The 15,863-nt window shown below is 47.6% G+C and carries 9 protein-coding genes; 4 read left to right on the top strand and 5 right to left on the bottom strand.

Features of this window, described 5'->3' with window-relative positions; translation table 11 throughout:
• Positions 1 to 135: 135 nt before the first annotated feature.
• Both VM802_RS06415 and VM802_RS06410 read right to left on the bottom strand, forming a co-directional pair.
• On the bottom strand, positions 136 to 768 hold the full coding sequence (locus VM802_RS06415; protein WP_325528990.1) for an SMI1/KNR4 family protein: 633 nt from the start codon (positions 766 to 768) through the stop codon (positions 136 to 138).
• A gap of 36 nt (positions 769 to 804) precedes the next feature.
• Positions 805 to 1,635, bottom strand: coding sequence for a metallophosphoesterase family protein (locus tag VM802_RS06410; RefSeq protein ID WP_325528989.1), 831 nt, complete (start codon positions 1,633 to 1,635; stop codon positions 805 to 807).
• A gap of 308 nt (positions 1,636 to 1,943) precedes the next feature.
• Between VM802_RS06410 and VM802_RS06405 the strand changes: the two genes are divergently transcribed.
• Positions 1,944 to 3,461, top strand: a complete 1,518-nt coding sequence (locus tag VM802_RS06405; RefSeq protein WP_325528988.1) for a malate:quinone oxidoreductase — start codon at positions 1,944 to 1,946, stop codon at positions 3,459 to 3,461.
• A 76-nt stretch (positions 3,462 to 3,537) separates the two neighbouring features.
• On the opposite strand, the gene VM802_RS06400 is transcribed toward VM802_RS06405, so the two are convergent.
• Together VM802_RS06400 and VM802_RS06395 are read right to left on the bottom strand one after the other, a co-directional pair.
• Complete coding sequence (locus tag VM802_RS06400; protein ID WP_325528987.1) at positions 3,538 to 6,699, bottom strand: chondroitinase-B domain-containing protein; 3,162 nt, start codon at positions 6,697 to 6,699, stop codon at positions 3,538 to 3,540.
• 14 nt (positions 6,700 to 6,713) lie between these two features.
• Entirely contained in the window at positions 6,714 to 9,881 is a 3,168-nt protein-coding gene (locus VM802_RS06395; protein ID WP_325528986.1) for a PQQ-dependent sugar dehydrogenase, read from the bottom strand.
• A gap of 472 nt (positions 9,882 to 10,353) precedes the next feature.
• On the opposite strand from VM802_RS06395, the gene VM802_RS06390 reads away from it, so the two are divergent.
• Positions 10,354 to 10,791, top strand: a complete 438-nt coding sequence (locus VM802_RS06390) for a YybH family protein (protein ID WP_325528985.1) — start codon at positions 10,354 to 10,356, stop codon at positions 10,789 to 10,791.
• 114 nt (positions 10,792 to 10,905) lie between these two features.
• Here the strand turns inward: VM802_RS06390 and VM802_RS06385 are convergent, their stop codons facing one another.
• Complete coding sequence (locus VM802_RS06385) at positions 10,906 to 12,441, bottom strand: sulfatase family protein (protein ID WP_325528984.1); 1,536 nt, start codon at positions 12,439 to 12,441, stop codon at positions 10,906 to 10,908.
• Between the two features lie 482 nt (positions 12,442 to 12,923).
• Between VM802_RS06385 and VM802_RS06380 the strand changes: the two genes are divergently transcribed.
• Together VM802_RS06380 and VM802_RS06375 are read left to right on the top strand one after the other, a co-directional pair.
• On the top strand, positions 12,924 to 14,300 hold the full coding sequence (locus tag VM802_RS06380) for an alpha-L-fucosidase (RefSeq protein ID WP_325528983.1): 1,377 nt from the start codon (positions 12,924 to 12,926) through the stop codon (positions 14,298 to 14,300).
• 63 nt (positions 14,301 to 14,363) lie between these two features.
• On the top strand, positions 14,364 to 15,842 hold the full coding sequence (locus tag VM802_RS06375; protein ID WP_325528982.1) for a glycoside hydrolase family 28 protein: 1,479 nt from the start codon (positions 14,364 to 14,366) through the stop codon (positions 15,840 to 15,842).
• The last annotated feature ends 21 nt before the right edge of the window (positions 15,843 to 15,863 follow it).

Genomic DNA, 15,863 nt, shown 5'->3' with positions numbered 1-15,863 from the left:
TTTTTATGTTGGTATTTTTTTATGTAGCTATTTGAAAATGCAGCAGAGATCTGTAGTTGCTGTTTTAAACAATAGTAAAACATAATCTTCGCTGCATTTTCAAATAGCTACATAAAAAAATACCAACATAACCAATTACTCCGCCTGGTACGGAAAACATTTATCCAGCCACTCAAAATTAATTTCCTCCGAAAGTATATTGAATAGCTCCTTTCCTTTCAGTGAGCCTTTCTCGTAGGCGTCAGCTACTATTGAGCGTTGATGCGGCGTCAGATAAGGACCGTGTGTACGCAGGAAATTCTGGCAGTTTTCTTTGAGATCACCATCTGTAATAAGACTGTCATTGTCTTCCTGGTCGGTGATGGCATGCAGCATCTGTGAGAAGATAAAGTCCTGCAAGTTCTTTGCCAGCACACAGGCTCTGTTGGCATCGTGCCATACCTGCACTACCGGGATGTTGTCGCCCTCCTGCAGATTGAGGTAGAATGCGTACCAGTCACCTGCGCCGGTATAGCCGAAGGGTACAAAACGATGACCTTTGTCTCCATATGGAGGCCCTTTACTCAGCCACTCCTGTATGTCAGGCAATTCCATGATCTCGAAATCATCACCGTATATCAGGAAAGGCGGGGCACTTTTCAACGTAGGATATACCGTTTGGTACCAGCCGGAACCCAATGTGCCCCAATTAAGCATTCCTTCGTGATACAACTGCTTGTATAGCTGCGGGTAAACAAACCCATATTCTTTCTCTATTGCGTCCAGCATTTCTTCTTTATTTAAATCCTCCCGGCAAGATATAGCTTATTTCATCAGGCTACGGAACGACGTTTCACCCTGCCTGTTATAAGGGTTCATTACGAAAGACAGGATGCTTCCATCTTCCTTCAGTTCCACCACCCGGAAGCCGTGATAATTGGCGCCCCAGTTACCGCCGATATGCCCATCAAACAGGAACGGGATCTTGCCATCGAGCATTTTCACCGTGTCCTGGTCGTGGTCGTGACCGTTGAAAATAGCGCGCACATTGGGATACTTCCTTACGAGATCCTGGAACTCGGGACTGTCAACAGCGTTCTTGGTCCACTTTACTGGTGTGATGTGCAGGAAGATGAAGATGTTGGGCGCATTTTTATATTGCTCCAGTTTTTTACGGAACCAGTCTATATCAGGGGCGAGGTATTTCCCTTTTTCATCAGCTGTGTCGCCGAGCAGGACCACCTGGTCCTTTATAATAATGTCGTGGTTCAAGGGAAAGCCCCAGGCCTGTTCCCAGGCAGCGGCTGCTACCATATCATGATTTCCCCTGGTAGCGTATATGCGTGGGTGTAATGTCTTCAGGAGGGTGGATGCAGACAGCAGTAGGGCCGGGTCGTTGTGGATCACATCGCCGTTGAGTACAAAAAACTCGCAGGGGTTCTGCTGTTCATAGGTATGAAAAGCCGATTGCAGATCGCGGAAATATTGTTCATAAGGCGTTTCCGGCTGGCCGTAATGCCAGTCAGAACCCACCGCGAAGCGGAATACAGTTTTGCTTTCAAACTGTTGCCTGGTTACTGCGGAAGCAATTTTTCCGCAAGCCTGTATCAATACGGCGGCTGATACGCCTCTGAAAAAATCTCGTCTGTTCATCATGTCATAAAAATAAAAATTCAGTTTCAGGATTTATCCTCCTTAACTGAAAGATAAAATCCACTTTAACATTTATAAAATACTGCTTTTATTCATATTGAAATATTCATAATACAATAAATACTAAATCCTTTGCTGTAGCGCATTTCATTCATATACTCCAGTAAATTGGAGTAAATGAGGGTGATGAAACTTTCAATTTATTCAGAAAGAATTGTAATCAGATTGTTAATATTGTCCTTAATCACCAATTTCTTCCCCCTCTTAAATGATTTAGATTGTAACTTTGCACCTCGAATAAAAACGGGGTTATGTTTAGAAGCAAGAGTACGTCTGAAACAGGTCCGGATGTAGTTTTAATCGGCGCAGGGATCATGAGCGCCACACTGGGAACACTCCTGAAAGAGTTACAACCAGAACTGACCATTACAATATTTGAGCGACTGGATGTGGCGGCAGCAGAGAGTTCTGATGCATGGAACAATGCAGGCACGGGCCACTCCGCTTTCTGTGAACTGAATTACACACCTCAGAAGCAGGACGGATCAGTAGATATTAAGAAAGCAGTGAATATCGCGGAGCAGTTCGATGTATCCCGCCAGTTCTGGGCTTACCTTGTAGAAAACAATATCATCTCCGATCCAGGTAGTTTTATACAGAGTATCCCACATATGAGTTTTGTATGGGGGGAAGAGAACGTAGACTATCTGAAAAAACGATACAACGCTTTGCAGCAGAGCCACCTGTTCAAACAGATGGAGTACTCTGAAGACAAGAAAAAGCTGGCATCCTGGATGCCGCTGGTGATGGATGGACGCGACGCCGACCAGAAAGTGGCGGCCACCCGCATGGAAATGGGCACAGACGTGAACTTTGGTGCACTAAGCCGTGCGCTCTTCAACCACCTGCAATCACTCGAAGGCGTAAACATTCACTTCAATCATGACGTGCGTGATATGAAACGTGCCGATGACGGCAGCTGGATCATTAAAGTGAAAAACCGCGAAACCCGCGAGAAACAGACCATCAGAACCAGCTTCGTATTTATCGGCGCCGGCGGAGGTTCTCTCCCGCTGCTCGAAAAATCAGACATCCCTGAAGGGAAAGGTTTCGGTGGCTTCCCTGTTAGCGGTCAGTGGCTGCGTTGCACCAACCCTGAGATCATTGCAAAGCACGAGGCTAAAGTATATGGTAAAGCCTCTGTAGGCGCACCTCCCATGTCTGTGCCACATCTCGACACCCGCATGATCGATGGCGAAAGAGCGTTGTTATTCGGCCCATACGCAGGATTCTCCACTAAGTTCCTGAAAAACGGTTCCGTGTTCGATCTGCCCCTCTCTATCAAAGTAGGCAATATTCACCCTATGGTGTCTGCAGGCCTCGACAATATACCACTTACCAAATATCTCATTGCACAAGTACGTCAGAAGCCGGAAGACAGGCTGGAGGCGCTGCGCGAATATTTCCCTGAAGCTAAGATGGAAGACTGGGAACTGGAGATTGCCGGCCAGCGTGTGCAGGTAATCAAGAAAGACCCGGTTCATGGCGGTATCCTCGAATTCGGTACCGAAGTGGTAAGCGCCGCCGATGGTTCTATCGCTGCATTGCTGGGTGCTTCTCCCGGAGCCTCCACAGCAGTTTCCATCATGCTCAATCTCCTGAAGCGCTGCTTCAAAGATTATGTGGAAACAGAAGAATGGCAACGTAAGCTCAAAAAGATGATTCCCTCTTACGGGCAGTCATTGCTCAATGATCCACAGCTATGCGACAAATTACGCAAATGGACCACTTCTGTCCTGGAGCTGAACGAAATGCAGACAGTAGATTGATGCTACAATTATTAATATAAATAAAGGCTGTCCGCAAAGTGAAGTGCAGACAGCCTTTATTTATATTGATGACCGACTATTGTTTGATCACTCTCTGCACACTTACTTTTCCTCCATGTACCAGCTTAACCAGGTAGACGCCCGGCGCCACCTGAGTTGTAGCCCAATGATGGTTGTAGGTTCCCGCCGGGAGCTTTGCATTTACCAGCTGACTTACCTGCCTGCCGTTCATATCATACACAGCCAGCGTGGTGAATGCCGTTTCCTTCACAGTGAAGCGGATATTAAAATGATCTACAGATGGGTTGGGCGATACGCTCAATATTGACTCACCTTTTACAACTCCGTGGGCGTCATTCGATACAGCTGCCTGCTGGTTGCTAATGGCATCCAGTACAGTAACCACCTTCCTGATCTTCACTTCTATATAACTGTTCCAGGCATTTACATTGTTGCCATGTCCCACAATTCGCACATACTTGCCCGTTACACCAGTGAAGGTGAAGGTTTCAAAGTTGGTCGATGTGCCACTGCTCTGCTTCCCCGCGGCCACTGTGGTCCAGGTATTACCATTGCTGCTCACCTGAATATCGAAAGACGCGCGGCGTGTATCTCCTTTATAGAAAGCAATATCCACTCCATTGATAGTCGCTGGTGTACCAATACAGAGCTGTATCCACTGCTCACCACTGGCAGACCAGCGCGTGTTCAGGTCATTATCTATTGCATTGGCGGCAACGTTTCCATCGTCGCCGCTGGCTATTGCCGGTTGGCATCCGGGAGAGGTAGTATCACTGCCGGTAGGAAAATCATCAGCTGGGTTCATGATCTTATCACGCACCCACACGCCTGAAGGTTTGAGGTTGGCCACTGTCCAAGGTCCGTTGTTCTTCCATACTGCACCCGAACGGAAATCGTTGGAATAGTTCCAGTTGGCCCAGCTGATTTTCTTCTGTCGCATAAGGTCAATATATTTCTGCGACATCGTGAAATCATTAGGACCATCTCCGGATGCTTCCTGGGTGCCGAACTCCGTAACAAACACGGGCAAACGGTCCGCCGCCCAGCTAAGCTCATTCAGATACTGCGTCTGGTGCTCTTTTGCATAGAAGTGGAAGGTGTACATAATATTGGTGAAGTTCAACGGGCTGCTGACAATATCCTGCGCAGAGCGTCCGTCGGAGATGCCCATACTGGCCCAGGCATGCGTGCCTACGAGTATCACAGCATCATTGTCGATAGCACGTATCAATGGGATGATCTGATTTGCGTAGTTTTTGATTTGTGCCCATGATACACCATTAGGTTCATTACATATATCGTATATGATGTTGTTCCTGTCTTTATGTGCGGTAGCAATATCTGTAAAGAACTTCTTCGCATTGTTGAGGTTATAGTTGGGATCGCCGGGAGTAAGCTGATGGAAATCCACAATAGCATACATACCGCGCTTGGAAGTTTCTTCTATCAGTTTTGTTACCTGCGCAGTGAAGCCGGCGGGATCTGTTTCATATCCGTCTTCCTGCTTCTGCACATACATGGATATGCGAAGTACATCGGCGCCCCAGCCATAAGCCAGTGTATCCAGGTTGGCGCCGTTCAGGAAACCGGGCCAGCCATACCATTGTATACCGTGTGTGCTCATACCACGCAGCTGTATAGGCTTACCATACTGATTACAGAGCTTCAGTCCTATTACCTTCAGTTGTCCGTTGATACCCACGGGTGTATTAGGCGCCGCCGCGGTAATCACGGTCTGTGGTGCTCCCCGCAGCTGCACTTCGTCGCTGGCTGGGCCACCCAGCCATGCCGGACCTACATCAGCTGCATTCAGTGGGCGATTGATAATAGTGCCGGAAACAGCCTCGTCGCAGCCCACGTCTTTATAATTGGTGCGCGTCTGTCCGTCAATATCTAACAATACTTTGGTGTCCACATCCAGGCCAGCGATAGCGCGTATGCCGCCCCATCCGCCTTTCCCGGAGTCAATAGACTTACTGTTGGACAGCAACTGCCAGCTGTTGGCAGTCAGTCCAGGATCTCTTACCACAATACCGCCAGGATTTGTAATACCCAGCGGCCCGCTGAAGATATTACCTCTCCAGTCTTCCGTACCAGTAAGTGTATTGGCTACGTTGGTACGTGTACTCCGGATGAGATTATTGGCCACCACTACGTTCTTTGGTGATAACGGCCTGCTGCCGTTATTCAGATCAAGGCCATTGCCGCTGCTATAAACATCGATGGTATTATAAGCAATCACACAACTGTCTATCTGCGGATTGAAACGCGTTTCACCGGCGGCATATGATTCGCCTTTCTGCAATATGATCACGGCATCACCGGTACTGTTGGCAGCATCCAGTCCGGAGAAATAATTGTTGACAATATAATTTTTGGAACCTATCACTCGCACACCACCAGTACCGGACTTTCCTTCCCCCAGGAAAAAATTGGCATACACAATATTACGGTCACCATGCCGAAAGCAGAACTGTCCCTGCGATTTGCGGAAAGTGTTGTAACGGTATAGGTTCTCGCAGGATTTATTGGACACGATCTCATTCTCTCCGTCGCACTCTTCAAAGAGATTGTATTCAAAGATAGTTCTGGAGATATTGTCCATTTGTCCGCTGTAACCTGCGCGGATAGTCTCTCCTCCATTAACTCCCAGTGGAGGCCGGTGTGCAAAATGATTATGATCCACAAGATGATAATCTGCATTCTTATCCCGCACTTCCACCTGCATGGTAGGATCTGCGGTGTTCTTGCCTTCAAAGCGGTTATGGTCTACACGCAGCTTGTAACCGTCCAGCACAATCCATTTCTTGCCAGCGTTGTAGTTAATCATGGCGCATTGTGTTACGCGGTTGTAGCTGCCCTGTATGGTAATAATATTGGCATCAATATTACCATTGGTCCATTTCAGACCGCTCACCACCAGGTAGGTACCAGTGATGGTTAGTGTAGAAGCGCCCGAAACAGTAACACCGCCAGGGGTTTCTGCCTTCAGGGTAATGGGCGCCGCTGCTGTGCCGGTGCTACTGAACTGAATAGCGATGTCAGTCCAGGTGCCATTTTTCATAATGATGTTGTCCCCGGGTTGTGACGCGCTGACCGCTGAAGATAACTGCGATGCTGTAGTTACCAGCCTGTCGGTGGCCTTCGCATGGAAGGCCGCCAGACAAGGCATAATAACGGTCAGGCATAAACGGAGATATTGCTTTTTCAGATGCATATCGGTTAAATTAATTATTCTTTGATGATTTTTTTACTGCTTACACAACCGTTGTGTACCAATTTGATCAGGTATACGCCTGCAGACAAGTTGCCTGCCGGTATTGATTTTGAATAAGAGCCAGGCATTAACTGTCCATTTACAGGTAACATGATCTGTCTGCCATTCATATCATATACGCCCAGTGTAGTGAATCCGCTTTCAGCGAGTTTAAACTGCACTGTAAAGCCACTGGTAACAGGATTGGGAAATACATATAATGCATGCAGGCCGCTGTTCTTATCGGTTGTTGCATTGTTTGTAACCGCAGTAGCAGTCCCCTTCAGTGTGGTCAGGGTTTTGATCTTCACTTCTGCGTAACTGTTCCAGGCATTCACATTATTGCCGTGGCCCAGTATGCGCACATATTTAGCCGTTACAGCAGTGATCGGGAAGCTCTCAAAATTGATACTTGTACCGCTGCTCTGCTGGTTTGTTGCAGCATTGGTCCAGCTAACGGCATCATTGCTTACCTGTATATCGAACAGCGCACGGCGTGTATCTCCTTTATAGAAAGCGATGTCCACACCGGTGACAGTAGCCGGGCTACCCAGACAGAACTGTATCCACTGGCCGTCTCCGCTGGCAGACCAACGTGTATTCAGATCATTATCAGTAGCATTAGCTGCAACATTACCATCATCGCCACTGGCAGTTACCGGCGTACAGGCAGGTCCTGAAGATGAGTCGCCAACAACGGAAAGCAGTGGCGGATTTATTGCCGCCTCCTTAGAGTTCAGAAATATCGGTTTATCATTTGCTGTCTGGCCTTTGAGTGCAAAAGACACTTTCTTGCGTCCTGCCGCCAGTTCACTTTGTACATAGCTGGTCACATCCCAGGAATAATAATGCGCTGAATCTGCTGTTATACTGGTAGTGGCGAGGGCTGTAGTACCCGCAGCCGGTTTGTTGTTCCAGGTAATGGTTTTTTCAGACCAGGTTACATTGCTCACGGGGAACAGTGCCAAAGGCACATTTGCTGCAACGATGCCATCTACACGGCCAAATACTTTCAGCACCACAGAAGACACACTGCCAGCAGCATTGGTAAGGTCGAATGAAAGATAAGACTCACGTGCATTGTTAAGCTGGCCGGCAGGCGATACTTTAGCCATCAGCATAGTGGAGTCTGCAGTACCATAAGTAATACCACCATTGGTACCATCTCTTACATAGGCATCCTGCACAGGCTTCAGCGAAGTGGCTGGAGGAGCAGGTTTGAAGTATGCGAGGAAAGTGGTATCCTCATCCGTGATTGCAATATTCTGAGCCCTCGCTCCGCCATGCGCCCAGTGGTCAAAGACGTAAGTAACGCCATTAAGCGTCTGCGGAGAAGGTGCGTCCATCGGCCTCACCATCCCCGACAGTGTAGCAGCTGTATACGGCGTAGTAAACGGAATATCGTTCAGACGCAGTTGCAAACCTGCTGGTTCCGATTTCAGGGTGATGTTGGACGTAACCGGAAATATTTCCACATAGGTGGTATCTACGCCCCCACGGCTGTCTCTGACGGCAAGTATTATACGATACCAGATATCGGTCTCCGTATGCCCTTCGGCAGACACCACAAAGGAGCCGCTCTTCACACTGTCCGGCAGCGCAGGCCCGGGATGTACGTGATTGGCGTGATGGAAATCTATCCACCAGGTGAATGCGCTGGCAGGCAGCGTACCATCTTCTGCATCTGTGGCGTTACCAGCAAACCTAACAGTGTCGCCTGCACGGAATTTAGTTCCATTTACCGGAGCTGAAATTACAGCCACGGGCAATGTATTGGGCTTTGACACCGTGAGCCTGGCATTGCCACTGGTAGCACTTCCTGCGCTGTTGGTTACTGCTACGCTGTACAAACCAGAATCTGCAGGCTGTACATTGGCAATAGCATAGTTAGCACTGTTGGCACCACTGATGTTAACACCATTCTTGCGCCACTGGTAAGTGGGCGCCGGATTGGCAGTGGCCACTACACTGAATGTAGCCGTCTGGCCCTGTGGTACCGTAATAGCTTGTGGCTGCGTAGTGATCACAGGCGTCTGTGTTCCTGTGTAGATAATCTTATATAAAGCACTGCTGTTGCGGCTTAGGTAGTAGAGGTTACCATCAGGGCCTTGCTTAATGTAAGTAAGACCACTTCCTAATGCAGTAGCAAAGGAGCTCCTGGAAGGTGAAGATGGATTAACGTAATTGATCCATCCTCCGCAGTAATCCAGAAAGAAGTATTTACCATTATATGTTGACGGATAGTTACTGATGGCGCCGTTGAAGAAAGTACCACCGTTAATGGCGCAACCCTGACCATCAGGCGGGGTTGCATCTCTGTTTGTTCTATAGGTATAAAGAGGGTTTATTGCATTGCCACAGTTGGAAGTACAGTTGCCTTCATGGGTAGACCACCCAAAGTTACGGCCGCCAACAGTAGCGTCATTGATTTCCTCCCAGTCAGACTCGCCAACATCATTGGCATAAATCTTTCCGCTTATTGTATCTACGGCATTGGTGAAAGGATTTCTCAAACCATAGGCCCATATACGGCTTCTGGCAGCTCCCCCGGTAAACGGATTACCTGCCGGTACACTTCCATCCGGATTGATACGCAGCAGCTTACCCATGTAACTGTCAAGGTTCTGTGCATTGTCTCCATTTTTATTATCACCTACTGAAACATATAATTTCCCATCCTTACCAAATGACAATCCACCACCGTTATGATAAATAGCAACGAGTGTAGGAAGATCCAGCAACGCTGTTTCTGAACCAGCAAGATCTCCATTCATGGTAAAGCGGCTCACACGGTTATGCGGCCCCGTGTTGTGCGTGTAATAAAGATAGATGTAGTGATTGTTGGAAAAATTGGGATCTACTGCAATACCTATCAGGCCCCGTTCACCACTGGTCTGGGTGGAAAGGCTGATAGCAGGTGTAGATAAAAGACTGCCGTTCTTAATAACGCGCAGCTGCCCTCCTTCCTGACATACCAGTATGCGGCCGTCAGGCAGGAAAGCCAATGATGTGGGATTACTGATACCACTGGCTACCTGTACCCGCTGGAAATTGGTCGGCAACGATTGTCCATGGGAGGTGAAGGTAAGCCACAGTAAAAGAAATGGCAGGAGTAAACCATGAAGAGCGTATCGTTTTTTCATACAACGATCGTTTTGTAGGGTTTGAAATATGGTTTTCTAAGGGCATAAAATGCCTGTCAACGTATATCCGTTAAGGTTATACTGTTGGAATTCATAACAAGGCGGTTAAGCCTGTTTGCAGGGAAAGGGCATTGATTACTTGGATCTCATAAAGTGGTATTTTAAAGATGAACTAAAGGTCAAAAGGTAAACGGGTTTTCAACAACACTTTGCTACATGAAGTTTCCAGCAAAACTCAGAAATAGTGCGCTTATCTTTGTACAGGTTCTCAGATCTTGGTTCTTCTTTCCTCTAAATTATGCAATCGTTTGCACATTAAAAAGATATTTTTTTATCTCATGCTGATACTTTCTTCATTCACCGGTAAAACTCCCACCTTCACCGCCTCATTCCGTAGACTCTCCGAAACACGCTTTTCCCCCCAGCTGCAGTAGAATAGCTTTGTATCATCAACCTACAAAATATATCAGCTATGAGCTACGCACAAAACATACAGGCCATCGGGCGAGCCAATGAAAACCTCTATCGGGCATTTGAAACCAAAGACTTCAAAACTGCCGCCCAATATCTTACAGAAGACTGCGACTACATTACCTTCAACGGAATGCATTTAAAAGGCAGGCAAGCCTATATTGATACTCATGAACAAATGATGAACAACTTTATATTCCGAGGGGCTATTTTAGACGGGAAAATAGAACAAATCCGTTTCCTGAACGACACCACCGCCATAGTAATTGCAACAGGCGCCATCCGGTTCCGCTGGCAGAAAAAAACACCTGAAAACAGATTATCTATCAACACCAACATATGGACAAAGAACGAATCCGGCCAATGGCAACTCACCGCATTCCAGAATACCAGGGTAAAGAAGATTGGCAGGATGGCTAAGCTACTGATGAAATTGTGATTGGTCTGATTATCCTGATGAATAAAGATAAAAGCGAAAAGCCGTTTTTAGCATGACCGCTAAAAACGGCTTTTCGCTTTTATCTTTTATCTTTCAATGTCCTGATTCAAAGCATTACAATCTGCTGCGTCCCGCTTCTTTCATTGCCTGTAATTCAGCAGACAACGTCTTTACAATATCAGGATGTTGCACTGCCACGTTGCTTTGTTCTCCAAGGTCTTTACTGAGGTCATACAGCTGAGGTGCAGGATCATTGCCCAGCTCAATGTTCACAGATCTGTCGAGACGAGGACCGTTATTAGGTTCAATATATTTCCAGTTATCTTTGATAATGCCGAGTGCACCTGCATGCTCAATCACAGACGTGCGGCCTTTCTTGTCTTTACCAGTAAAGGCGGTGAGCATATCGAAGCTGTCAGGAGCGTCCTGGTCTTTCAGTGGCTGCCTTGTCAAAGCGGCGAAGGAGCCCAGGAGATCAACCTGGCTCACAAGCGCAGAAGAGATAGTACCCGGCTCTGCTTCACCTGGCCAGCGCACGATAAATGGTACGCGGGTACCTGCATCAAAGTTGCTGTACTTTCCGCCACGGAGCGGCCCCCCGGGTTTGTGACCATTCAGCAGCTCTACTGCCTGATCCTGATAACCATCGTCCACAACAGGGCCATTATCACTGGTGAAAACAAGGATGGTGTTATCAGTCAGGTGAAGGCTGTCAAGTGTATGCATGATCTGCCCCACGGTCCAGTCGAGTTGTAGGATGGCATCACCACGCACCCCCATACCGCTTTTGCCGACAAATTCCTTTCCCGGCACACGGGGTACATGTATATCATGTGTAGCGAAATACAGGAAAAATGGCTTTGCTTTATTCTCTTCAATGAAATGTTGCGCCTTACCGGTAAGGGTGGCGGCGATCAGATCATCTTTCCACAATGCTGAAGTGCCACCCTGCATGAACCCGATGCGACCTATCCCATTTACAATCGCGTTGTCATGCCCCTGGGATGACTTCATCACCAGCAGTTCAGGATTCTTTTTGCCGGTGGGCTCATCACCAATAGGCGCTTTATAACTTACTTTGATCGGATCATTGGGATCAAGGTTGGCAACACGGTGGTTTTCTACATATACGCAAGGCACGCGGTCCGCCGTTGCAGGCATAATCCAGCAGTAATTGAAGCCAATCTCAAGCGGTCCTGGCCTCAGCTCTCCGTTCCAGTCCGGACCATTGTTGTTACCAATACCCAGATGCCATTTGCCGACAGCGCCCGTTGTGTACCCGGCTTTCTGTAACATAGCCGGCAGCGTTGTAATGGTTGTATCGATAATCAGTGCCGCGTTGCCCGGCGCTATTCCCGTACCTTTCTTCCGCCACGCATATTGGCCTGTAAGCAGCGAATAACGGGAAGGCGTACACGTAGCAGAGGAAGCATGACCATTGGTAAACCTTACCCCCTGCGACGCCAGCCTATCGATATTAGGCGTGCGTACCTTCACAGCGCCATTGCAGCTCACATCTCCATAACCGAGGTCATCGGCATAGATCAGTATAATATTAGGACGCTTCTCTGCACTAGTCTTCTTCATACGTTGGCCCAAAGCCACAATGGAAAGACATACTGCAGCCGTCAGTAACAGACCGGATTTCATGTTCAACTGTTGTTTATAGATTAATATAATTATGCTGATGAAACGAAGATAGAAATATAAAGGGTGAATGCCAACCTGCAACTCATTCTATCCAGATGATTCAAATACTCAGTAAAAACCTTCTAAATCATCACCCAAAAATATCAGTTAAGAAAATATGCTAACCGGGTAAAATACATCCAGTTTGCCGCCGGATTATTTCAGAACTTTAAAATAAGTTGTTCCACGTAGAACAGTTACAAAAACTGTCAGTGATAATCAGCATGTTTGAAGAATACAAGAGCGCTTGGCGCTTATTTTTTTTGAAAAAAATGCAAACGATTGCAGAAAAGGAGTAAATTAGATCAGACATCAGACCAACAAACTGGTCAGACATACTGCGTCAGGGATTGTTAACATTTGCATCGACAAAGACAGTTTTATTTCAGGATTCCAGGTTACACAACAAACCATTTATCAACTATAACCATCAACATCACGTAATGAAAAAACTGGCTTACTTCTTACTGATACCACTACTGTTGGTACAGGCAACAATGGCACAAACATCTCTTTCCCGGGACCAACGCATGAAATGGTGGCGTGAAGCCCGATTCGGTATGTTCATTCACTGGGGCGACTACTCTGTACTTGGCGGTATGTACAAAGGTCAACAGGTAGGCCGCGGCGCTGAATGGATCATGAACCGCGGTAAAATACCACTTGCTGAATACCAGCAGTATGCAAAACAATTCAATCCTGTAAAATATAACGCGGAAGAATGGGTAAAAATGGCCAGGGACGCAGGCATGAAATATATCGTCATCACCGCAAAACATCACGATGGCTTTGCGATGTTTAAAACCAATGCCAGCAAATTCAATATAGTGGATGCTACACCATACGGAAAAGATGTACTGAAACCACTGGCCGCAGCCTGCAAAAAATATGGCGTCCGCCTTGGCTTCTACTACTCACAGGCACAAGACTGGAATAATCCGGGTGGCGCTGCCGCCCGCAAAGTAGCCTCCGAAGGATGGGCCAATCCGGATTCCGCAAAAATCGACGCCTATACGCAGGAACACAGCGGCCACTGGGATCCCGCACAAACCACACAGTCAATGGCTGAATACATTGACAAAGTAGCCGTACCACAGGTCAGGGAACTACTCACTAATTATGGAGATGTAGCAGTATTATGGTGGGATACTCCAACCAATATGACAGATGATTACGCAACGAAACTACAGGATCTCCTGCCGCTGCAACCCGCCATCATTACCAACGACCGACTGAAAAGGCCCAACTTCCCAGGTGACTACAAAACACCTGAACAAAAGATCCCAACGCAATCTGAACTCGATGATCGCGATTGGGAAACATGCATGACAATGAATGGTACCTGGGGCTATAAAAGCTATGATCACAAATGGAAAAGTGTGGAAACGCTTGTTCGCAACCTGATAGACATTGCTTCTAAAAATGGGAACTACCTCCTGAATATAGGTCCTGACGGACTTGGGCAGTTTCCACAAGGCAGCATCGATGCGTTGAAAGGTATCGGGCAATGGATGAAAGTGAATGGGGAAGCGATCTACGCCACCAATGGCAGCCCGCTGCCAGCACTCCCCTGGGGCCGCTGCACTAAAAAAACCAATGGCAGCAATACCACTTTATATCTCCATGTGTTTAACTGGCCCACTGATGGAAAACTACAGGTACCCGGTCTGAAAAACAAAATCAGCAAAGCAACCCTGCTGGCTGACGGAAAATCGCTCAGTACCACCGAAAGCGCGGATGGTACAGTGATCTCCGTTCCCGCAAATGCTCCCGATGCCATCGCTACTGTGATTAAAGTAGAAACGAGCGGCACTTTATAAAAATAAACCAGGCAGCAAATGATGAGATGTCGTTGCTGCCTGTCTCTATACTTCCACACGTTTATGCGAAAACTGATACACTCCCTTATTGCCTGTATTCTGCTGCTGATGGCTACTGTCACCCATACGGCAGCGAGGGACCGCATTATTGACATTACCAGCTACGGTGCGGTTGGAGATGGCAAAACACTTAACACCAGTGCCATTCAACAGGCCATCGATGCCTGTACCTCGCAGGGGGGCGGTAAAGTGCGTGTGCCATCCGGCGCCTGGCTTACAGGCACGCTGCTCCTGAAAAGCAATGTAACACTGCTGGTAGAAGAAAATGCCACACTCCTCGGAAGTCCTGACATCAAAGATTACCAGGTAATCGACGGCTTCCGGGATGGACTCGGGCAACAAATGGGCTATGCCCTGATCGGCGCAGTGGATGTAAACAATACCGGCATCACCGGGAAAGGTGTTATCGACGGACAAGGCAAGCTCGTGAGGGCTTCCGGCGGCCACGAACGACGTCCCTTCCTCATACGCTTCGTGCACTGCAGCAATGTAACAGTAACGGATATACGCCTGCAAGGCCCCACCGCCTGGACCATGCACTTCTTCCGTTGCAGCGACATCACCACTAAACGCGTTACCATCCGGAGCAGAGGACTGGGCAATAACGACGGTATCGATATAGATTGCTGCGAGCGCGTACAGATTAGTGATTGTGACATAGACAGCGGCGACGATGCCATCTGTTTCAAAACCACCAGCCCATACCCATGCAAGGATATATCTGTTAGCAATATTAAAATCAATACCGGCGAAGGCGCGATAAAATTCGGTACTGAATCCGCCGGCAACTTCGAAAACATCAGCATTAGCAAAATCGATGTAGCCTTTGCACGGGAAGGCGGTATCAAACTATTTTCCGTCGATGGCGCCCATCTGAAAAATATCAGCATCAGCGATATAGTGATGGGAAAAGTGAATATGCCAATTATTATCAGACTGGGAGCACGATTGAAAACATTCCGCGATGGTGACGCACAGCAGGAAACCGGCAGCATCAGCAATATCAGCATCAGATCCGTGAAAGTAAAGAACGGTACATGGACTGGCATGCTGATCAGCGGGATACCCGGACATTATATTGACGGCCTTACCCTGGAAGACATTAACATCAACGTTCCTGGTGAAGGCACCACCGCCGATGCTGCTGCTACACTGGAAGAAAAAGAGAAAGACTACCCGGAGATAAAAATGTTTGGTAAACAGATACCTGCATATGCCTTATATATCCGCCATGCAAAAAATATCCGGTTCAATAATATAACATTCACTTCCGATAAAACGGACGCACGCCCCGCAGTGATTGCATATGATATAGAGAAAGTGCAACTCCGGAAATGGCAGCTGCCAGCCAACAGCGGACAAACGCCTCTGATACACATTACTGATTCAAAATCTGTGCAGTTGCAACGCATAAAGACGCCCGCATCCGCACAACAATTACTACACAAGGAAGGAAATACAGAAAATGTAACACTGGACTAACCATCAACAGGCATTGACCTG

This window comes from Chitinophaga sp., from assembly GCF_035538455.1.
Classification (GTDB): Bacteria; Bacteroidota; Bacteroidia; order Chitinophagales; family Chitinophagaceae; genus Chitinophaga.
Note: the sequence above shows the minus strand (reverse complement) of the source record. Positions and strands in the feature narration are given on the sequence as shown.